Source organism: Pseudomonas sp. GW821-FHT01E10, from assembly GCF_059422365.1.
Genome location: NZ_JBWKWT010000005.1, coordinates 411840 through 431497, shown reverse-complemented (window position 1 = coordinate 431497; position 19658 = coordinate 411840). Strand labels below are relative to the sequence as shown.

Here is a 19658-nt window from a genome sequence, read left to right as displayed (position 1 = left end):
AACTGCGTAACTCGTTGTTTACCAAGGAGTTTTCCGTTTCGACTGCGCCGGAAGTGGGGCGAATTATAGACGTCCAGAATCTGCCGTCAACCCCTGATTTCAGCTTTATTCGGATTTGAGCGTAATACGCGCAAATGCCTTCTTCCCCGCCTGGCAAACGTGGGTCGCGCCCAGCGCGTATATAAAGGTGCGATCGACAACTTCACCATCTATACGCACACCACCAGAACCCAGAAGGTCACGCGCCACGGCGGAGTTCTTCACCAAGCCCGCCTTATTAAGGACAGCAGCGATCGGCATGTCTTCGGTAGCGGTCAATTCGATCTCTGGCAAATCATCCGGCAGCTCGCCATCTTTCATACGATTGCCCGCCGCACGGTGAGCATTGGCCGCAGCCTCTTCACCATGGAAACGCGCAACGATCTCTTCAGCCAACTTGATCTTGATGTCACGCGGATTCGCACCCGCCTCGACGTCAGCCCGCAAAGCATCGATCTCTTCCATGGAGCGGAAGCTGAGCAATTCGAAGTAGCGCCACATCAGCACATCAGGAATAGAGACCAGCTTGCCGTACATGACACCCGGCGCCTCCTGGATACCGACATAGTTGCCCAACGACTTGGACATCTTCTTCACGCCATCCAGCCCTTCGAGCAACGGCATGGTCAGAATGCATTGAGCCTCCTGACCATAACCACGCTGCAGTTCACGCCCCATCAGCAGGTTGAACTTCTGATCCGTACCGCCCAGCTCGACATCCGCGCGCAAAGCGACCGAGTCGTAACCCTGAACCAGCGGATAGAGGAACTCGTGAATGGCGATTGGCTGATTGGTCGTGTAGCGCTTATCGAAGTCATCGCGCTCGAGCATGCGTGCCACGGTGTATTGCGAAGTCAGACGTATGAAGTCAGCCGGCCCCATCTGATCCATCCAGGTGGAGTTGAACGCCACTTCGGTTTTGGCCGGATCAAGAATCTTGAAGACCTGAGTCTTGTAGGTCTCGGCATTCTCGAGAACCTGTTCACGAGTGAGCGGTGGACGTGTCGCGCTCTTGCCACTCGGATCACCGATCATCCCGGTGAAGTCACCGATAAGGAAGATCACCTGATGGCCCAGATCCTGGAACTGGCGCAGCTTATTAATAAGCACGGTGTGACCCAGGTGCAAATCCGGCGCGGTCGGATCGAAGCCTGCCTTAATACGTAGCGGCTGGCCACGTTTGAGCTTTTCGATCAGCTCGGACTCGACCAACAGTTCTTCTGCACCACGCTTGATCAGCGCTAGCTGCTCTTCAACCGACTTCATAACAGACCTGCAAGACTCGAATTCAAAGGGGACCAACCATACAAGATCGGGCGTCAAATACAAGTTTTGCCCGGCGCACGGACGCCAATCCACGGACAGAGCGTCCGCAGGCTTGCTTCAGAGATGATTTGGTTATATTTTATACAGTTATTTCGTCTTCATCATGTCATTCATCTTTTCCAATTCATTTTTTCAAAGTCAAAATTACTTATGACCAAAGAATCGTCTAAAGCGCCACCGCTTTACCCGAAGACCCACCTGCTCGCAGCAAGCGGTATCGCCGCCCTTCTGAGCCTGGCGCTTCTGGTATTTCCTTCCAGTGATGTTGAAGCCAAAAAGACGACCCTGAGTCTTGAACTGGAAAGCCCTGTAGAACAACTGACACAAGATCAAGACGCCGCCGACGTCGTCCAAGCCACAAATGAGCCGGCAGCCTCCCCTTTCGCGCAGATCGAAAACAGCGCCGAAAACACTCAGGAAGCCGCCCAGGCCGCCCCCGCGCCAGTCGTCGAAGAAAAGAAGGCGCCAGGCCACAGGGAAGTGATCGTTGCCAAAGGCGACACTCTCTCGACCTTGTTTGAGAAAGTCGGCCTTCCGGCCACTTCGGTGCATGAAGTGCTGGCCAGCGACAAGCAGGCCAAGCAGTTCAGCCAGCTCAAACATGGCCAGAAGCTCGAGTTCGAACTCGGCCCGAACGGCCAACTGACCAATTTGCACAGCAAAGTCAGCGACACGGAAAGCATCAGCCTGACCAAGAACGGCAAGGGTTATACATTCAACCGCATTACCGCCAAGCCCACTGTTCGCACCGCCTACGTACATGGCGTGATCAACAGTTCGCTGTCGCAATCCGCAGCCCGTGCCGGTTTGTCCCATAGCCTGACCATGGATATGGCCAGCGTGTTTGGCTATGACGTCGACTTCGCCCAGGATATTCGCCAGGGTGACGAGTTCGATGTGATCTATGAACAGAAAGTCGTCAACGGTAAAGCCGTCGGTAACGGCCCCATTCTTTCCGCGCGCTTCACCAACCGTGGCAAGACTTACACCGCTGTGCGCTACACCAACAAACAAGGCAACAGCAGCTACTACACGGCTGACGGCAACAGCATGCGCAAGGCGTTCATCCGTACTCCGGTAGACTTCGCCCGCATCAGCTCGAAATTCTCCATGGGCCGCAAGCACCCGATCCTGAACAAGATCCGCGCCCACAAGGGTGTCGATTACGCAGCACCGCGCGGCACACCGATCAAGGCTGCCGGCGACGGCCAGGTATTGTTGGCCGGTCGCCGCGGCGGTTACGGCAATACCGTGATTATCCAGCACGGCAGTACTTACCGTACGCTGTACGGCCACATGCAGGGCTTCGCCAAAGGCATCAAGACTGGCGGCAGCGTCAAGCAAGGTCAGGTGATCGGCTACATCGGCACCACCGGCCTCTCCACCGGCCCGCACCTGCACTACGAGTTCCAGGTCAATGGTGTGCACGTCGACCCGCTGGGTCAGAAGGTAGCGATGGCCGATCCGATCTCCAAAGCTGAACGCTCACGCTTCCTTGCGCAAAGCCAACCGCTGATGGCGCGTATGGACCAAGAGAAAGCCACCCTGTTGGCTTCGAGCAAACGCTAAGCCATGGCGCTCTATATAGGTGTGATGTCCGGGACTAGCCTTGATGGCCTGGACATTGCGCTGATCGAGCAAGCCCCGGCGATCAAGCTGATCGCCACGCATTACATCCCCATGCCCGAATCCCTGCGCGCCGAGCTGCTTGGCTTGTGCGCCAGCGGTCCGGACGAGATTGCCCGCTCCGCCATTGCCCAGCAAAACTGGGTAAAACTGGCCGCACAGGGCATTCACACCCTCCTCGACCAACAAAACCTCAAGCCCGACGACATTCGCGCGATTGGCAGCCACGGCCAGACCATTCGCCACGAACCGGCACGCGGGTTCACGGTGCAGATCGGCAACCCTGCGCTGCTCACCGAGCTGACCGGCATCACCGTGGTCAGCGATTTCCGCAGCCGCGACGTAGCCGCTGGCGGACAAGGCGCCCCATTGGTTCCAGCCTTTCACGAAGCCTTGTTTGAACAGCAGCCTGGTAACCGCGCGGTGCTGAACGTCGGCGGGTTCAGTAACCTCAGCCTGATCGAACCCGGCAAGCCTGTCGCGGGTTTTGACTGCGGTCCGGGGAACGTCCTGCTGGATGCCTGGATTCACCGGCAACGCGGCGACAACTTCGATCGCGATGGCCAATGGGCCGCCAGCGGCAAGGTTGAACCGGCTCTGTTGAATGAGCTGCTCAGTGATCCGTTCTTTGTAACTCAAGGCCCGAAGAGCACTGGCCGCGAAGTGTTCAATCTGCCATGGCTGATGCAGCATCTGTCACAGCTGCCATCCTTCGCAGCCGAAAACGTACAGGCCACACTGCTTGAGTTGACCGCCCTGACCATCGTCGAGTCATTGCAAAGCGCTCAATCGGATACCCGGGAGCTGCTGGTCTGCGGCGGCGGCGCACACAACGCCACGTTGATGAAACGGTTGGCCTGCCTGTTGCCGAACGCGAAAGTCAGCAGCACTGCCGCTTATGGTGTAGACCCGGACTGGGTTGAAGCCATGGCCTTTGCCTGGCTGGCTCATTGCTGCCTGGAAGGTATCGCGACCAACCGCCCAAGCGTCACCGGCGCCCGTGGCCTGCGAATTCTCGGCGCCATCTACCCCGCCTGAACCTTAACTCCAGACAGCAAAACGCCGCAGAGTCCTGAGACCCTGCGGCGCTTGTTGATGCGGTGAGTTGCGATCAGATCGAGAACGAAGAGCCGCAGCCACACGTGGTGGTGGCGTTCGGGTTTTTGATCACGAAACGCGAACCTTCCAGACCTTCCTGGTAATCCACCTCGGCACCTGCCAAGTACTGGAAGCTCATCGGATCGACCACCAGGCTGACGCCTTCGCGCTCGACAATGGTGTCGTCATCGGCCACTTCTTCATCGAAGGTGAAGCCGTACTGAAACCCTGAACAACCGCCGCCCGTAACGAATACGCGCAGCTTCAAGCGATCATTCCCCTCTTCATCGACCAGGCTCTTCACCTTGTGCGCAGCACCGTGGGTGAATTGCAAAGCCGTGGGGGTGAAGGATTCGACGCTCATGCTGACTATCTCCCGGCGTTACGCCGCCATAATGCGTGATGACGCGCATTATCCGCTTCTCCCAGAAAATCGGTCAACTATTGTTACGGTATATCAATCAACCCAATTGTCAGACCAGAATGCAAAAAGGCCCGTTCAACGGGCCTTTTTGCATTGCGGATAAAGCCTTACGGCAGCATGCCCGCATGGGAAAGGCCCAGGCGCTCATCCAGACCGAAGAGGATATTCAGGTTCTGCACAGCCTGACCCGACGCGCCTTTGACCAGGTTGTCGATGACCGACAACACCACCACCAGATCACCATCCTGCGGACGATGCACGGCGATACGACAAACGTTGGCACCACGCACGCTGCGGGTTTCCGGATGGCTGCCGGCTGGCATTACGTCGACGAACGGTTCGTTGGCATAACGCTTTTCGAACAGAGCCTGCAGATCCACCGAGCGGTCCACGACAGTCGCGTAGAGCGTCGAATGAATACCGCGAATCATCGGCGTCAGGTGCGGAACGAAGGTCAGACCAACATCCTTGCCCGCGGCACGACGCAGCCCCTGACGGATTTCCGGCAAGTGACGGTGACCTTTTACGGCGTAGGCCTTCATGCTTTCCGACGTCTCGGAGTACAGCGAACCTACCGAAGCGCCACGACCCGCACCGCTGACACCGGATTTGCAGTCAGCGATCAAACGTGTGGTATCGGCCAGACCGGCTTCGAGCAATGGCAGGAAACCCAATTGCGTCGCGGTCGGGTAGCAACCCGGTACAGCAATCAGGCGTGCCTGCTTGATCTGCTCGCGATTGACTTCCGGCAAGCCGTAGACCGCTTCCTCCAACAGTTCCGGCGCACCGTGCGGCTGGCCGTACCACTTGGCCCACTCATCGGCGTCCTGCAGACGGAAGTCTGCCGACAGGTCGATGACTTTGGTTCCGGCAGCCAGCAACTCACCCGCCAGGGCATGGGCGACACCGTGCGGCGTGGCGAAGAACACTACATCGCAAGCCCCGAGGGTCTTGATGTCCGGAACGCTGAACGCCAGGCCGTCGTAATGGCCTCGCAGGTTCGGGTACATGTCGGCCACGGCCAGGCCGGCCTCGGATCGGGAAGTGATCACCACCACTTCTGCCTGCGGATGCTGTGCCAACAGACGCAGCAGTTCGACACCGGTGTAACCCGTGCCGCCGACGATACCGACCTTGACCATAAACCTGCCCTCAACGAACCCACTGGAAAGCCGTCGATAATAGGGGCCGCGCGGCCCTGCGACAACCGTCAAGGTGACGTGCGGGCGCTCTACCCCCTACTATCTTCACTACCGTGAACCTGGGAATAACCAAAAATGCTTTATCTGTGGCTCAAAGCGCTTCACATCATCAGCATGGTCTGCTGGTTTGCCGGCCTGTTTTACCTGCCGCGCCTGTTCGTCTATCACGCGCAAAGCGAAGACACCGTCAGCAAGGAACGCTTCAGCATCATGGAGCGCAAGCTGTACCGGGGTATCATGGGGCCAGCGATGATCGCCACCCTGGTCTTCGGTATCTGGCTGATCAGCCTCAACCCGAGCGCCTATTTCGGCCAGGGCGCGTGGATGCACGCCAAGCTGACCCTGGTGGTGATCCTGATCGGCTACCACCACATGTGCGGCGCACAGGTAAAACGTTTTGCCCGTGGCGAAAACACCCGCAGCCATGTCTTTTATCGCTGGTTCAATGAAGTGCCGGTTCTGATATTGCTGGCTATCGTAATTCTGGTCGTCGTCCGGCCGTTTTAAATCCAACAGGCACACTCACCCGGGGTACTTCCAATGTCGCTGCCCGCTCTGCTCGAACAACGCTTGCGACTGCCGGTGGTGGCGGCACCGATGTTCCTGATCTCCAACCCTGAGCTGGTGCTCGCCTGCTGCCGTAATGGCGTGGTGGGTAGTTTCCCTGCGCTGAATCAGCGTGAAAGCAGCGGTTTCAAGGCCTGGCTGGAAGAAATCGAAGCAGGGTTGGCGACACTGGAAAACCCCGCCCCTTACGCGGTGAACCTGATCGTCCACCACAGCAATCCGCGATTGCAGGCGGACCTGGCGATCTGCATCGAACACAAAGTACCGATCGTGGTCACCAGCCTCGGCGCCGTGAAGGAAGTGGTCGATGCCGTGCACAGCTACGGCGGCCTGGTGTTTCACGACGTGACGACCCGTCGCCACGCAGAAAAAGCCGCCGAAGCCGGTGTCGACGGTTTGATTGCCGTTGCCGCGGGGGCCGGTGGTCACGCCGGGACCTGGAGCCCGTTTTCGCTGATCGCCGAGATTCGCCAGTTTTTCGACAAGACCCTGCTGCTGGCTGGCTGCCTGAACCATGGCCACGAGATTCTTGCTGCGCAATTGCTTGGTGCGGATCTGGCCTACTTCGGTACGCGATTTATCGGCACCACCGAAAGTCATGCGCCTGACGCCTACAAGGAGATGCTCCTGACTGCCGGAGCCGCGGACATCGTCCATACTCCAGCGGTGTCTGGGGTTCCGGCAAGCTTCATGCGTCAGAGCCTGGAGGCCGCCGGTTTCGACATGGCGGCGCTGCAAAGCAAGGGCGAGGTGGACTTCGGCTCCAAGCTCAAGCCGTTGAACGATGAAGCCAAAGCCTGGAAAACCGTGTGGTCTGCGGGCCAGGGTGTCGGGGAGATCGAGGATCTGCCGAGTGTCGATCAACTGGTCGAACGTCTCGGCACCGAATACCGCAAGGCGCTGGAACTGGCGGCAGCACTGCCCAAGCGCTGGCCGCGCTGACAGGAAAGTTTGGCCAGCCCAACCCGGCCGGCCTTAAACTCCCTCTTGTTACACTTTCCATTACAACTCTCGCGACAAGGATGCCTCGGCCATGAGCGAAAACCGTTTCAAGATCGTCTTCGATGGTGCTTTGCTGCCCGGTGTTGATGCCACCACCGCCAAGCTCAATCTCGCCGAGCTGTTCAAAAGCGATGTCGCAGCCATCGAACGCCTGTTCAGTGGCCGGACGGTTGCGCTCAAACGCGACCTGTCACACGCCGACGCGCAAACTTATCTTCAGGCGCTGACGAAAACCGGCATCGATGCCCGAATCGAAGCCGAACCCTCGATCGAGCTGAACCTGTCCGACGTTCACGTCAGCCCACCGCCATCGGCAGAGCCCGATTCCCCCTACGCTCCGCCACGCGCCACGGTCGGCGAAGCGCTGCCGGAGTTCGCCACACTCAAGGCATTCAGTTTCAGTGGCCGCATCGGCCGACTGCGCTTTCTGGCCTGGACAATGGCTCTGACGCTGGTGACGTTGGGCATTGGCTCGGTGCTGGCCATTTTCGGCTTCGGCCTCATCAGCACCAACTCGACTGCCGGCCTGATTGTCGCGGGTCTGCTGGCCGTTATTCTGATCGTGATACTCGCGTTCATCAGCATTCAGTTCAGTGTGCAGCGCCTGCACGATATCGGCTGGTCTGGATGGCTCTGGCTGTTGAACCTTGTGCCGTTCGTGGGGGGCGCTTTCCCGTTCGTGATAATGATCGTGCCGGGTAACAACACTGCCAATCGATATGGCGCACCGCCGCCGCCCAACAGCAATGCAGTCAGGGTACTGGCTTCATTGTGGCTGGTGTTTATTGCGATCATGTTCGTTGGCGGGCTGACCGGAGGTCTCACGGCAATTCAGGATGAGTACGAAAGCGCCACTGATAGTGCCTATCAAAGCAGCTCCGTGACCACCGATGAAGTCGAAGCTGCGCCCGTCGAAGTCGACTCGGCAGCAGATTCAACCGACGATGCAGCCGAAGCGGCCCAGCCCCCTGTAGACTCTGCAAAAGAATGAACAGCGCTCCCCGCCCGTGACACCTGCGTCGCTGGCGCGGAGCTGTTGCGATGGAGAACTGCATGACCCGTTACGCTCTGATCACTGGCGCTTCCAGCGGCATCGGCCTGGCAATGGCCGAAGCGCTGGCCCGGCGCGGCCGCAGCCTGCTATTGGTGGCCCGACAGCGTGATCAGCTGGAAAGTATTGCGATTGAACTGACTCAACGTTTCGGCGTTGAAGTGTTGTTTCGTGCCTGTGACCTGGGTGAACCGTTGCGCCTGTCCGGATTTCTACTGGAGCTGGAGGAAGGTGAGCGGCAAATCGATCTGCTGGTCAACTGCGCCGGCATCGGTACCTGTGGCCCATTCCTGGCCCAGGACTGGATGACCGAGCAGGACCTGATCGAAGTGAACATCCTGGCCCTCACTCGCTTGTGTCATGCCATTGGTAACAGCATGGCCTTGCAGGGCGGCGGGCAGATTCTGAACGTCGCCTCGGTTGCGGCGTTCCATCCCGGCCCCTGGATGAGCACTTATTACGCCAGCAAGGCTTATGTGCTGAGTTTTTCCGAAGGCTTGCGCGTCGAACTGAAAAAATGCGCGGTCAAGGTGTCGGTGCTCTGCCCCGGCCCGACCCGCACGGCGTTTTTTCGCACCGCGCAACTGAACACCGACAAGCTGGGCGAGAGCAAATTGCTGATGAGCCCAGAGGAAGTCGCGCTCTACACCGTGCGCGCCCTGGAGAAAAATCGCGCCATTATCATCCCCGGTCGCCTGAATCGCTGGTTCGCCTTCCTGCCACGGCTCGGCTCGCGCTGGCTGACCCGGACAATCGCGGGCATGGTCAATAAGGCGTACTGCCCGCGCTGACCAGCCTTCAAGGTAAAAAACTGGGCTCAGGCAGGGCCCATGCGTACACTCAAGCCAGCCAAACAACGGAGAAAACAGCTGTGGATACTCTGTTCACCAAGATCATCAACCGGGAAATCCCGGCGAAGATCATTTACGAGGACGACCAGGTACTGGCCTTCCACGACATCGCCCCACAGGCCCCCGTGCATTTCCTGGTGGTCACGAAGAAACCGGTGCGCACCCTTAACGATCTCACCGAGGACGATAAGGCTCTGGCCGGGCATATTCTGTTCACCGCGCAGCGTCTGGCTCTGGAACTGGGCTGTGAAGAAGGTTTCCGGGTGGTCATGAACTGCAATGAATTGGGCGGGCAGACCGTTTATCACATTCATATGCACGTGCTGGGTCAGCGCCAGATGCACTGGCCTCCGGGCTGATTGCAAGCAGTACCGGTTTATGTGGCGAGGGCGCTTGCTCCCTCGCCACAGATGACCCAGCGCAAACCCTCCCCGGCCGATTGGGTTAAACTGGCCGCCGAGATTCTTCCCGGAGGTCAGCATGACTACCCAACGTCACTACTCGCCAATTGACCGTCTTCTGCTGCAAGCCGATGCCGCGATGCGTACTTTGCTGCCCTTCAGCGGTCAGCCCTACCGTCCGTCGCCTGCCATCGTGCAGCCGGATGCGCAAATGAACGACGAGGACACCCGGCACGTCGCCGGTTTGATGCGCATCAACCATACCGGCGAAGTCTGTGCCCAGGCGCTGTATCAAGGTCAAGCCCTGACCGCCAAGTTGCCGCAAGTGCGCGCTGCCATGGAACATGCCGCCGAAGAAGAAATCGATCATCTGGTCTGGTGCGAACAGCGCATCCACCAGTTGGGCAGCCACACCAGCATTCTCAATCCGCTGTTCTACGGAATGTCGTTCGGGATTGGCGCGGTGGCCGGGTTGATCAGCGACAAAGTCAGCCTGGGTTTCGTTGCCGCCACCGAGCATCAGGTTTGCAAACACCTGAACGAACACCTTGAACAACTGCCCGCCGAGGACGAAAAATCCCGGGCGATCCTTGAGCAGATGCGCATTGATGAAGAACATCACGCCGAAAGTGCGCTGGATGCTGGAGGGTTCCGTTTTCCTGCGCCGGTGAAGTTCGGAATGAGTCTGCTGGCCAAGGTGATGACCAAGAGCACTTATCGGATCTGACGGTTGCGTTGTTTGATCGGGACTCTTCGCGGACAACAGCAATGAAAAAGGCGACTACCTTGCGGTAGTCGCCTTTTTTTGTACTCGGAACTCTCAGCTCGGCATGTTGCGCGCGTAGAAGATTTCAAGCATTTCGTGTTTTACACGCTCAGTCACCTGGGCACGCTGCTCAGAGGACAGGTTGCTGGTGGCGTCGCCGAACAGGTAGTTATCCAGTTCGAAGTTCTTCAACAGCATTTTGGTGTGGAACAGGTTTTCCTGATACACGTTCACGTCGGTCATCTGGTACGCGTCGCGGGTGTCTTCGGAGAGATAGTTCTGGATCGAGTTGATCTCGTGGTCGATGAAGTGTTTCTTGCCTTCAACGTCACGGGTGAAGCCGCGCACGCGGTAATCCACAGTCACGATATCCGAATCGAACTGGTGAATCAGAAAATTGAGCGCCTTGAGCGGTGAAATGACGCCACAGGTCGACACGTCGATGTCCACACGGAACGTCGCGATACCGTCCACCGGATGGATTTCCGGGTAGGTGTGCACCGTGATGTGGCTCTTGTCGAGGTGGGCCAGGATGATTTCGGGCAACGGGCCCGGAGACTCTTCAATCTGACTGTCGGTGGGGGTTACCGGCTCTTCAGAGATCAGAATCGTGACGCTGGCGCCCTGGGGTTCATAGTCCTGACTGGCGATGTTCAGGATATTGGCACCAATGATATCGACAACTTCTGTGAGGATCTGCGTCAGGCGCTTGGCGTTGTACTCTTTATTGATGTACTCGACGTAAGCCTGCTGGTCTTGCGGGGTTTCCGCGTAGCAGATGTCATAGATGTTGAAGCTCAAGGTCTTTGTCAGGTTATTGAACCCGTGGAGCTTGAGTTTGCTTTTCACCGTTAAAAACTCTCTATGTATTGCGGGCTGGCCGCGTGATCAAGCATGCCCGTCAGATGCGAACGACGCACCTGCGTAGGACGGTTAACACCTCTTCGCGATGGCGATTTTGGTTGTCTGTTCAGGCAAGCGACCTGTCGGGTGACCGATCACTGCCCTGAAAAAAGTGGCGCATTATGCAGACGTCAGCTATGGATCACCAGAGTCTGCACCGCTTTTATGATAGTTGAATGTCGATTCAACCGAGCTCGATAATCTCGTAGTCGTGGGTAATCGCCACGCCAGCCGCGCCGAGCATGATCGAGGCCGAGCAGTACTTCTCGGCCGACAGCTCGATGGCGCGCTTGACCTGGGCTTCTTTCAGCCCGCGTCCCTTGACCACGAAGTGCATGTGGATCTTGGTGAACACCTTCGGATCTTCGGTCGCACGCTCGGCTTCGAGGAAGGCTTCGCAGCTTTCGACGGCCTGACGCGACTTCTTGAGGATGCTGACCACATCGAAATTGCTGCAACCGCCAACACCCAGCAGGAGCATTTCCATCGGGCGGACACCCAGGTTGCGACCGCCGGCATCGGGCGGACCGTCCATGACCACGACATGACCGCTGCCGGATTCACCGAGGAACATGGCTTCGCCTGCCCATTGGATGCGTGCCTTCATCGCCAAGACTCCACTGTATAAAAAAGGGTCGCCAGCTTAGCACAGGGCCCTTGATTGGCAGCGCTTCGCCTTCCTAGGACATAACCGTATGGGTCGTAGGTAAATTCTCGAATCTTGAAGGAATGTGTCTGTTAAGCTGACGCCAATTCACTGGCGCTTAGCCAGCCTTGTAGCGAACAAAAAAATCCAGGCTTCACCAGCCCCCTACAAAAAACAAACACACCGTGCAGTCTTTTCGGGATACAACCATGGTTGCTATTACCCCCATATCCAAAATCAAGAACCTCGACAAACTGTTGATGCACTGCCAGCGCCGTCGCTATGCCGCCAAGAGCAACATCATTTGTGCCGGCGACCGCTCGGACACGTTGTTCTTCATCATCAAGGGTTCGGTGACCATCCTGATCGAGGATGACGACGGCCGTGAAATGATCATTGCCTACCTCAACTCCGGCGACTTCTTCGGTGAACTGGGTCTGTTCGAGCAAGCAGGACTGGAACAGGAGCGCAGCGCCTGGGTTCGCGCCAAAGTCGAATGCGAAGTCGCGGAAATCAGCTACGCGAAATTCCGCGAGTTGTCTCAACAGGATCCAGACATTCTTTACGTGCTCAGCGGACAAATCGCACAACGCCTGCGCAATACCACGCGCAAGGTCGGCGACCTTGCATTCTTCGACGTGACCGGCCGCGTGGCGCGCTGCCTGCTGGAGCTGTGCAAGCAGCCAGACGCCATGACCCACCCGGATGGCATGCAGATCAAGGTGACCCGCCAGGAGATCGGCCGGATTGTCGGTTGTTCCCGTGAGATGGTCGGCCGCGTGCTCAAGGATCTGGAAGAACGCAACCTGGTCGACGTCAAAGGCAAGACCATGGTGGTCTTCGGTACGCGCTAGGCTCTGAAAACCGAAGCCTGGAACACTTAAGCCCCGAGCACTTCTGCCAGTATTTGGCGATACAACGCATCGAGCCGTTCCAGTGCATCAGGAGCGGCAAATTTTTCATGCAGGGCAATGTGGCTTTCTGCGCGAACCCGCTGTTCCAGACCGCAGGCTTCGTTGAAACGATTGACCGCCGCGACCATTGACTCTCGCTCGTTATCGATCAGCATCGCCCCGTGCACCAGCCCGACCGGACGCTGACCGCCCTTGCTCTGCCGCCAGCGCTGAGCGGTACCGACCATCTTGCGACCATCGAGGTTGACGTTGAAACGGCCATCGCAGAACGCGCCTTCAATTTCGCCCAGGGACGACACACCGCCCAACTCGTCAAGCAGCTGGCAAATCGGGTCACAGAGTCGGCGATAGGCGGTTTCGATCCGGTTCTGGTCGCCCTCGCTACGCGGTGGCGCGTAGACCAGCGCGATGTTGAGGGTCGATGCCGATTGCGGCACCGGCTCGCCGCCGGTTTCGCGCAGCAGTACCGGCCAACCGGCAGCGGCTGATATCTCGCACGCTGCCTCGAAACCCGGCAAGCGATTCAAGCGGCGCGGCATGACCAATGCCTGGTCTGTGGGTTGCCAGAACAGCAAGCCGAACTCCGAATCACCGGTGCACACATGGGCCAACAGGTCCTGTTCGGCGAGCAGGCCGGCTTCGATGGTCAGAGAGGTTGGCTGGGACATGGACGACTCCGTAAGACATGAAGTCTTTGGGGGGCTTGATGACCTACTCGCGGGCAAACCCGCTCCCACAGGGGATCGGGTTGCCTGCGAAAATGTGTTCAGTCGAGCGTAGAGCCGCTCACTGGAACACCGCGCTCAGGAAAGAACAGGCGCTGCAGTTCAGTACCCGGGCTTTCGGCGCGCATGAACGCTTCGCCGACCAGGAACGCATACACGTCGCTGATTTCCATCAGCTCGACATCGGCGCGGTTAAGAATGCCACTCTCGGTGACCACCAGACGATTACGCGGAATACGCGGCAACAAGTCGAGGGTGGTTTCCAGGCTGACCTCGAAGGTGTGCAGGTTGCGGTTGTTCACGCCCACCAGCGGCGTGTCGAGGGTTTTCAAGGCCCGCTCCAGCTCGTCGCCATCGTGGACTTCCACCAGCACATCGAGGCCGACACTTTTGGCCACGGCCGCCAGCTCGGCCATTTTCACGTCATCCAGTGCGGAGACGATCAACAGCACGCAATCAGCGCCCAGGGCGCGGGACTCGATGATCTGGTACGGATCGATCATGAAGTCTTTGCGGATCACCGGCAGCTTGCACGCCGCCCGGGCTTGTTGCAGATACGCATCCGCACCCTGGAAGTAGTCGATGTCGGTGAGCACCGACAGGCAAGTAGCCCCGCCCTTCTCGTAACTCCTGGCAATGTCCGCAGGCACGAAGTTCTCGCGAATCACGCCCTTGCTTGGCGAAGCTTTCTTGATTTCAGCAATCACCGCCGGCTGTTTCTTCTTGGCCTGATCGATCAATGCCTTGGCGAAACCACGGGGTGCATCGGCCGCCTTGGCCAGGTTTTCCAGCTCTGCCAGGCTCACACGAGCGCTACGCTCGGCGACTTCCTGGACTTTGCGGGCCAGAATTTTTTCCAGAACCGTCGGTACACTCATCCCTCATTCTCCACTTTGAATACCGCGGTAAATGCACCCAACTCCTCAAGTTTTTCCCGAGCGAGGCCTGTGTGCAGCGCATCGTGCGCCAGGGCAACGCCTTCTTTCAAACTGCTGGCATGGTCGGCGGCGTACAGCGCGGCGCCGGCATTGAGCACGATCATCTCGGCGGCTTTCTGACCGTTCTCGGTCTTGCGCTTGCCCAAGGCATCGCGAATCAGTTCCAGGGAAGCCGCCGGGCTTTCCACCGACAGACCGTGCAGGCTCTGGCTCTTCATCCCCAGATCTTCGGGCTCGACCCAATACTCGGTGATCTGGTCATTCTTCAACTCCGCGACAAAGGTCGGGGCCGCCAGGCTGAACTCGTCCAGGCCATCCTTGGAGTGCACCACCAGCACGTGCTTACTGCCCAAGCGCTGCAAGACTTCGGCCAATGGCCGGCACAACGCCTGACTGAATACACCCACCACCTGATGTTTCACGCCGGCCGGATTCGTAAGCGGGCCGAGCATGTTGAACAAGGTGCGCAAGCCCAGCTCGCGGCGCGGGCCGGCGGCGTGCTTCATGGCGCTGTGATGGGTCTGGGCAAACATGAAACCGATGCCAACGTTGTCGATGCAGCGTGCAACCTGAACTGGGGTCAGGTTCAGGTAGATACCCGCTGCTTCCAGCAAATCGGCGCTGCCGCTTTTGCCCGACACCGCACGGTTACCGTGCTTGGCCACGGTGCAACCGGCCGCCGCGACCACGAATGAGGAAGCAGTCGAGACGTTGAAGATATTGGCCCCGTCGCCGCCGGTGCCGACCACATCGACCACGCCGTCGAGGGTGTTGAGTTCGACCTTGTCCGCCAACTCGCGCATCGCCGTCACGGCGCCGACGATCTCGTCGATGCTTTCGCTCTTCATGCGCATGGCCATCATGAACGCACCAATCTGTGCGTCCGTGCATTGCCCGGTCATGATTTCGCGCATGACATCACGCATTTCATCGGTACTGAGGTCGAGGTGGCCGACGATACGGCTCAGGGCTGTCTTGATATCCATGGAAAGTCCTTAGCGCGTGCCGCCAGTTTGTTTGAGGAAGTTGGCGAACAGCTCGTGCCCCTGTTCGGTGAGGATAGACTCGGGGTGGAATTGCACACCCTCGATGTTCAGCGTCTTGTGACGCAGGCCCATGATCTCATCCACCGAGCCGTCTTCGAGCTGGGTCCAGGCAGTCAGCTCCAGGCAATCGGGCAGGGTTTCGCGCTTGACGATCAGCGAATGGTAGCGGGTGACCGTCAACGGACGATTCAGACCTTCGAATACGCCCTTGTCCTCGTGAAATACCGGGCTGGTCTTTCCGTGCATGACCTGACGGGCACGGACCACATCGCCGCCAAACGCCTGGCCGATGGATTGGTGCCCGAGGCAAACGCCGAGAATCGGCAGCTTGCCGGCGAAGTATTTGATCGCTTCGATGGAAATACCGGCTTCGGTCGGGGTGCAAGGACCGGGAGACACGACGATGCGCTCAGGCTTGAGGGCTTCGATTTCGGCAATGGTGAGTTCATCGTTGCGCACGACTTTGACCTCGGAGCCTAGCTCGCCGAGGTATTGCACAACGTTGTAAGTAAAAGAGTCGTAGTTATCGATCATCAGCAACATGGCGTTAAGAACCTCTTGAATTCACTGACTTTTAATACGGCCTTCGAATGATTTACCCGCAGTGCGCTGCGCTTTGACGGGTGCTGGAGTGGCGCCAGCAAAGCGGCATTTCGTACAGGTAAAGAAGGCAAAGCGGTACAGGTCCGGCCAGGCCGGCAGAAAAGATTCAGGCGCGCCAACGCCAACGGGCGTGTGCCTTGATGACTTGATCCAGGAGTTTGCTGACGATCAACACGGGAAAGGTCTCATTCATACGTCTGGGCACAGTAACGTAGCTGGGCAGAGCGTGCAATATGGCCGGAGCGACAGCTCGCGAAACAATCGAAGGGTTAGCGACAGATGGCAAAAAGCTGGAAGTTTTTTGGCGGTGTCGAGAGCGGCCGAAGCACAAGATCAAGAGATTAAAAGGGGAATGACAGGCATAAAAAAACGCGGCGCCCTCGCAGGCACCGCGTTTTCTATGTGGATCAGTTTTCCGGGGTTTGTTCGGCCAGGGCCACGGCGCGGAACATCGCGCGACGCTTGTTCAGGGTTTCTTCCCATTCCAGCGCCGGTACCGAGTCGGCGACGATGCCGCCACCGGCCTGCACATGCAGTTCACCGTTCTTGATCACGGCGGTGCGAATCGCAATCGCGGTGTCCATGTTGCCGTTCCAGGCGAAGTAACCGACCGCGCCGCCATAGACGCCCCGCTTGACCGGTTCCAGCTCGTCGATGATTTCCATCGCGCGAATCTTCGGTGCGCCGGACAAGGTGCCGGCCGGCAGGATCGCCCGCAGTGCGTCCATCGCTGTCAGCCCGGCCTTCAATTGGCCGGTGACGTTAGACACGATGTGCATCACGTTGGAATAACGCTCGATGACCATCTTCTCGGTGAGCTTCACCGAGCCGATTTCCGAGACGCGCCCAGTATCGTTGCGGCCCAGATCGATCAGCATCAAGTGCTCGGCGATTTCCTTGTCGTCCGACAGCAGGTCTTTTTCCAGCGCCAGGTCCGCCTCTTCGTTGGCCCCGCGTGGGCGAGTGCCAGCAATCGGGCGCACGGTGATCAGGTTGTCTTCGACCCGCACCAGCACTTCCGGCGAACTGCCGACGACGTGGAAGTCGCCGAAGTTGAAGAAGTACATATACGGCGTCGGGTTGAAGCAACGCAGCGCCCGGTAAAGATCGATAGGCGCAGCCTTGAAGTCGATCGACATGCGCTGGGACGGCACGACCTGCATGCAGTCACCGGCCAGGATGTATTCCTTGATGGTGTCGACGGCTTTCTCGTAATCGTCCTGGGTGAAACTCGAACGAAACACTGGATCGGCCGATTGCTGCTTGCTGAAGTCCAGGCCACGGCGCGGAGTGATTGGCTGACGGAGTTGTTCCAGCAGCGCTTGCAGACGCGCCTGACCTTGTTCGAAGGCATCTTCCTGCGACGGATCGGCCAGGACAATCGCATGCATCTTGCCGGCGAGGTTGTCGAACACCACCACCGCATCGGACACCATCAGCAGAATGTCCGGCACGCCCAGCGGATCCGGGTTCGGGCATTTGCCCAGACGCTTCTCCACATAACGCACGCAGTCGTAACCGAAGTAACCCACCAGACCGCCGTTGAAGCGCGGCAGACCGGCAATGGTCGGCACGTTGTAGCGTGCCTTGAAGGCTTCGACGAAGGCCAGTGGGTCTTCAACGTCGTGGCTTTCGATCTCGACGCCGTCGTGGGTCACGCTGACGTGGTGATCGTGAACCCGCAATACGGTGCGGCACGGCAGGCCGATGATCGAGTAGCGGCCCCACTTCTCGCCGCCCTGCACCGACTCCAGCAGATAGGAGTTCGGCTCGTCGGCCAGTTTCAGGTAGATCGACAGCGGCGTGTCGAAGTCGGCCAGGGTTTCGCAGGCAAGCGGGATGCGGTTGTAGCCGGCAGCGGCCAAACGCAGGAATTCTTCGCGGATCATGAGGTGCCTCGTGGCTTGAGGGTCTAACGGTCAGGTATGCAAACGCGCCGGTACGCCGGCCAGGAACAAGTCAGGCGCGCCAACGCCAGCGGGCCAGGGCCTTGATGACTTTCATCCAGAGTTTGCGAGTGACCACCACGATGGCGTTTCCAGCAGGGGGTTGAACAGCGTCGGGCAACGTTATCTCAGCGGCCGGATCCAGGCAACCGGGAATTAGTTTGCGCAGATCATCGATCACCAGCGCCGGCGACTCTTCGGCAATCGGCCGACCGTGGTTATAACCGTAACTGAGGGCCACGCATTTGACCCCCGCCGCTTTCGCCGCCAGCACATCGCTACGCGAGTCGCCGACGAACAATGATTGCGACGCCGGAATGTTGGCCATTTTCATCACAAAAAACAGCGCAGCCGGATCAGGTTTCTGTTGTGGCAGGGTGTCGCCACCGATGATCCATTTGAAGTAACGGCCGATCTTCATCTGATCCAGCAACGGCGCGACGAAGCGCTCCGGCTTGTTGGTGATCAGCGCCATCGCCACGCCCTGCTTGTGCAGCCATTTCAGGGTGTCGCGCACACCGGGATAGACCACGGTCAGCTCATGCCCCTCACCGTAGGCCTCCATGAAAATCTGCAATGCACCCTCGGCTTCGCCATCATCGACCGATGAATGATCGATGCCGCCGGCCAGTGCACGGCGCACCAGCACCGGCGCGCCGTTGCCGACCCACTCACGCACCGGTTCGATGCCGACCGGGTCACGCCCGAGTTTGAGCAGCATGTTATCCACAGCCGCTGCGAGGTCAGGGACCGAATCGACCAGCGTGCCATCCAGATCGAACATCACCAGCCGCGGCAGACGCCCCGGGAACAGCTGCTCAAAACCGCTCATGGGCGAGCCAGCGCCAGTTCGGAGCGCATTTTTTCAATCACTTCCTGGTAGTTCGGCGCATTGAAGATCGCCGAGCCGGCCACGAAAGTGTCGGCGCCCGCAGCGGCGATTTCGCGAATGTTGTTCACGTTCACCCCGCCGTCGATTTCCAGGCGAATGTCACGTCCGGAAGCATCGATCAGCGCCCGAGCCTCACGCAGCTTGTCGAGGGTGGCTGGAATGAACTTCTGCCCGCCGAAGCCCGGGTTGACGCTCATCAGCAGGATCATGTCGACCTTGTCCATCACGTACTTGAGCACGTCCAGCGGGGTCGCCGGGTTGAACACCAGGCCCGCCTTGCAGCCGCCTTCGCGGATCAGTTGCAGGGAACGGTCGACGTGCAGCGTGGCTTCCGGGTGGAAGGTGATGTAGGTCGCACCGGCTTCGATGAAGTCACCGACGATGCGGTCCACCGGGCTGACCATCAGGTGCGCGTCGATCGGCGCGGTCACGCCGTACTTGCGCAGCGCGGAGCAGACCATCGGGCCGATGGTCAGGTTCGGCACGTAGTGGTTGTCCATGACATCGAAGTGCACGAAGTCGGCGCCGGCGGCCAGGACGTTGTCCACTTCCTCGCCCAGGCGGGCGAAGTCGGCGGAGAGAATCGACGGAGCAATAACGAAGGGCTGCATGACGCACCTTTTCTGAGCAGAATCACGATGGCGCGCATTGTATACCTCATGCTTTGACGCGCGCACCGTGCTGCGATGATT

Annotated in this window: 21 protein-coding genes; 9 read left to right on the top strand and 12 right to left on the bottom strand. The window is 58.8% G+C overall.

The window, feature by feature from the left end:
• Positions 1-105: 105 nt before the first annotated feature.
• Complete coding sequence (gene tyrS, locus AC07V0_RS13310; RefSeq protein WP_064620726.1) at positions 106-1305, bottom strand: tyrosine--tRNA ligase; 1200 nt, start codon at positions 1303-1305, stop codon at positions 106-108.
• 210 nt (positions 1306-1515) lie between these two features.
• Here tyrS and AC07V0_RS13305 point away from each other — a divergent pair, with 210 nt between their 5' ends.
• Together AC07V0_RS13305 and AC07V0_RS13300 are read left to right on the top strand one after the other, a co-directional pair.
• The gene (locus AC07V0_RS13305) at positions 1516-2934 is read left to right on the top strand and encodes a peptidoglycan DD-metalloendopeptidase family protein (protein ID WP_018928882.1); all 1419 of its coding nucleotides are present in this window, start codon (positions 1516-1518) and stop codon (positions 2932-2934) included.
• A 3-nt stretch (positions 2935-2937) separates the two neighbouring features.
• Positions 2938-4029, top strand: coding sequence for an anhydro-N-acetylmuramic acid kinase (locus AC07V0_RS13300; RefSeq protein ID WP_086944464.1), 1092 nt, complete (start codon positions 2938-2940; stop codon positions 4027-4029).
• 73 nt (positions 4030-4102) lie between these two features.
• Here the strand turns inward: AC07V0_RS13300 and erpA are convergent, their stop codons facing one another.
• Entirely contained in the window at positions 4103-4453 is a 351-nt protein-coding gene (erpA, locus tag AC07V0_RS13295) for an iron-sulfur cluster insertion protein ErpA (RefSeq protein ID WP_007906865.1), read from the bottom strand.
• A 167-nt stretch (positions 4454-4620) separates the two neighbouring features.
• Positions 4621-5655, bottom strand: coding sequence for an N-acetyl-gamma-glutamyl-phosphate reductase (gene argC, locus AC07V0_RS13290; protein ID WP_007941665.1), 1035 nt, complete (start codon positions 5653-5655; stop codon positions 4621-4623).
• Positions 5656-5790: 135 nt separating this feature from the next.
• Here argC and hemJ point away from each other — a divergent pair, with 135 nt between their 5' ends.
• The 6 genes from hemJ (at position 5791) to coq7 (ending at position 10314) form a co-directional block, all read left to right on the top strand.
• Positions 5791-6222 (top strand): protoporphyrinogen oxidase HemJ, encoded by a 432-nt coding sequence (gene hemJ / locus AC07V0_RS13285; RefSeq protein WP_018928879.1) that lies wholly within the window; start codon positions 5791-5793, stop codon positions 6220-6222.
• 33 nt (positions 6223-6255) lie between these two features.
• Positions 6256-7224: an NAD(P)H-dependent flavin oxidoreductase gene (locus AC07V0_RS13280; RefSeq protein ID WP_086944463.1), complete on the top strand. Its 969-nt coding sequence runs from the start codon at positions 6256-6258 to the stop codon at positions 7222-7224.
• Between the two features lie 91 nt (positions 7225-7315).
• Positions 7316-8275, top strand: a complete 960-nt coding sequence (locus AC07V0_RS13275) for a DUF805 domain-containing protein (protein WP_064620732.1) — start codon at positions 7316-7318, stop codon at positions 8273-8275.
• Positions 8276-8337: 62 nt separating this feature from the next.
• Complete coding sequence (locus AC07V0_RS13270) at positions 8338-9126, top strand: SDR family NAD(P)-dependent oxidoreductase (protein ID WP_086944462.1); 789 nt, start codon at positions 8338-8340, stop codon at positions 9124-9126.
• Positions 9127-9206: 80 nt separating this feature from the next.
• The gene (locus AC07V0_RS13265; RefSeq protein ID WP_086944461.1) at positions 9207-9545 is read left to right on the top strand and encodes a histidine triad nucleotide-binding protein; all 339 of its coding nucleotides are present in this window, start codon (positions 9207-9209) and stop codon (positions 9543-9545) included.
• Positions 9546-9666: 121 nt separating this feature from the next.
• Complete coding sequence (coq7, locus tag AC07V0_RS13260; protein WP_018928875.1) at positions 9667-10314, top strand: 2-polyprenyl-3-methyl-6-methoxy-1,4-benzoquinone monooxygenase; 648 nt, start codon at positions 9667-9669, stop codon at positions 10312-10314.
• A 93-nt stretch (positions 10315-10407) separates the two neighbouring features.
• On the opposite strand, the gene speD is transcribed toward coq7, so the two are convergent.
• Complete coding sequence (speD, locus tag AC07V0_RS13255; RefSeq protein ID WP_018928874.1) at positions 10408-11202, bottom strand: adenosylmethionine decarboxylase; 795 nt, start codon at positions 11200-11202, stop codon at positions 10408-10410.
• A gap of 238 nt (positions 11203-11440) precedes the next feature.
• A complete protein-coding gene (locus AC07V0_RS13250; protein ID WP_007941657.1) occupies positions 11441-11863 on the bottom strand; it encodes an OsmC family protein in 423 nt (140 codons plus the stop codon).
• 248 nt (positions 11864-12111) lie between these two features.
• On the opposite strand from AC07V0_RS13250, the gene crp reads away from it, so the two are divergent.
• Complete coding sequence (crp, locus tag AC07V0_RS13245) at positions 12112-12756, top strand: cAMP-activated global transcriptional regulator CRP (RefSeq protein WP_018928873.1); 645 nt, start codon at positions 12112-12114, stop codon at positions 12754-12756.
• Positions 12757-12782: 26 nt separating this feature from the next.
• Here crp and AC07V0_RS13240 read toward each other — a convergent pair whose 3' ends face one another.
• The 7 genes from AC07V0_RS13240 to rpe form a co-directional block, all read right to left on the bottom strand.
• Positions 12783-13484 (bottom strand): lipoate--protein ligase family protein, encoded by a 702-nt coding sequence (locus tag AC07V0_RS13240; RefSeq protein ID WP_064620739.1) that lies wholly within the window; start codon positions 13482-13484, stop codon positions 12783-12785.
• Between the two features lie 98 nt (positions 13485-13582).
• On the bottom strand, positions 13583-14419 hold the full coding sequence (gene trpC / locus AC07V0_RS13235) for an indole-3-glycerol phosphate synthase TrpC (RefSeq protein ID WP_018928871.1): 837 nt from the start codon (positions 14417-14419) through the stop codon (positions 13583-13585).
• Positions 14416-15465: an anthranilate phosphoribosyltransferase gene (gene trpD, locus AC07V0_RS13230; protein WP_018928870.1), complete on the bottom strand. Its 1050-nt coding sequence runs from the start codon at positions 15463-15465 to the stop codon at positions 14416-14418. The genes trpC and trpD overlap by 4 nt, the downstream gene beginning before the upstream one ends.
• 9 nt (positions 15466-15474) lie before the next feature.
• Positions 15475-16068: an aminodeoxychorismate/anthranilate synthase component II gene (locus tag AC07V0_RS13225; protein ID WP_018928869.1), complete on the bottom strand. Its 594-nt coding sequence runs from the start codon at positions 16066-16068 to the stop codon at positions 15475-15477.
• A 467-nt stretch (positions 16069-16535) separates the two neighbouring features.
• Complete coding sequence (gene trpE / locus AC07V0_RS13220; protein WP_018928867.1) at positions 16536-18017, bottom strand: anthranilate synthase component I; 1482 nt, start codon at positions 18015-18017, stop codon at positions 16536-16538.
• Positions 18018-18087: 70 nt separating this feature from the next.
• Complete coding sequence (locus AC07V0_RS13215; RefSeq protein WP_018928866.1) at positions 18088-18906, bottom strand: phosphoglycolate phosphatase; 819 nt, start codon at positions 18904-18906, stop codon at positions 18088-18090.
• Positions 18903-19577, bottom strand: a complete 675-nt coding sequence (gene rpe / locus AC07V0_RS13210; protein WP_007941649.1) for a ribulose-phosphate 3-epimerase — start codon at positions 19575-19577, stop codon at positions 18903-18905. The genes AC07V0_RS13215 and rpe overlap by 4 nt, the downstream gene beginning before the upstream one ends.
• Positions 19578-19658 lie beyond the last annotated feature (81 nt).

Excerpts from the sequence above, each read along its gene's own strand:
- erpA (WP_007906865.1), bottom strand. The coding sequence starts at position 4,453 with ATGAGCGTCGAATCCTTCACCCCCACGGCTTTGCAATTCACCCACGGT.
- hemJ (WP_018928879.1), top strand. The coding sequence starts at position 5,791 with ATGCTTTATCTGTGGCTCAAAGCGCTTCACATCATCAGCATGGTCTGC.
- AC07V0_RS13305 (WP_018928882.1), top strand. The coding sequence starts at position 1,516 with ATGACCAAAGAATCGTCTAAAGCGCCACCGCTTTACCCGAAGACCCAC.
- rpe (WP_007941649.1), bottom strand. The coding sequence starts at position 19,577 with ATGCAGCCCTTCGTTATTGCTCCGTCGATTCTCTCCGCCGACTTCGCC.
- AC07V0_RS13300 (WP_086944464.1), top strand. The coding sequence starts at position 2,938 with ATGGCGCTCTATATAGGTGTGATGTCCGGGACTAGCCTTGATGGCCTG.
- trpC (WP_018928871.1), bottom strand. The coding sequence starts at position 14,419 with ATGAGTGTACCGACGGTTCTGGAAAAAATTCTGGCCCGCAAAGTCCAG.
- crp (WP_018928873.1), top strand. The coding sequence starts at position 12,112 with ATGGTTGCTATTACCCCCATATCCAAAATCAAGAACCTCGACAAACTG.
- trpD (WP_018928870.1), bottom strand. The coding sequence starts at position 15,465 with ATGGATATCAAGACAGCCCTGAGCCGTATCGTCGGCCACCTCGACCTC.
- AC07V0_RS13280 (WP_086944463.1), top strand. The coding sequence starts at position 6,256 with ATGTCGCTGCCCGCTCTGCTCGAACAACGCTTGCGACTGCCGGTGGTG.
- AC07V0_RS13270 (WP_086944462.1), top strand. The coding sequence starts at position 8,338 with ATGACCCGTTACGCTCTGATCACTGGCGCTTCCAGCGGCATCGGCCTG.
- argC (WP_007941665.1), bottom strand. The coding sequence starts at position 5,655 with ATGGTCAAGGTCGGTATCGTCGGCGGCACGGGTTACACCGGTGTCGAA.
- AC07V0_RS13275 (WP_064620732.1), top strand. The coding sequence starts at position 7,316 with ATGAGCGAAAACCGTTTCAAGATCGTCTTCGATGGTGCTTTGCTGCCC.
- tyrS (WP_064620726.1), bottom strand. The coding sequence starts at position 1,305 with ATGAAGTCGGTTGAAGAGCAGCTAGCGCTGATCAAGCGTGGTGCAGAA.
- AC07V0_RS13240 (WP_064620739.1), bottom strand. The coding sequence starts at position 13,484 with ATGTCCCAGCCAACCTCTCTGACCATCGAAGCCGGCCTGCTCGCCGAA.
- coq7 (WP_018928875.1), top strand. The coding sequence starts at position 9,667 with ATGACTACCCAACGTCACTACTCGCCAATTGACCGTCTTCTGCTGCAA.
- AC07V0_RS13250 (WP_007941657.1), bottom strand. The coding sequence starts at position 11,863 with ATGAAGGCACGCATCCAATGGGCAGGCGAAGCCATGTTCCTCGGTGAA.
- AC07V0_RS13225 (WP_018928869.1), bottom strand. The coding sequence starts at position 16,068 with ATGTTGCTGATGATCGATAACTACGACTCTTTTACTTACAACGTTGTG.
- AC07V0_RS13215 (WP_018928866.1), bottom strand. The coding sequence starts at position 18,906 with ATGAGCGGTTTTGAGCAGCTGTTCCCGGGGCGTCTGCCGCGGCTGGTG.
- trpE (WP_018928867.1), bottom strand. The coding sequence starts at position 18,017 with ATGATCCGCGAAGAATTCCTGCGTTTGGCCGCTGCCGGCTACAACCGC.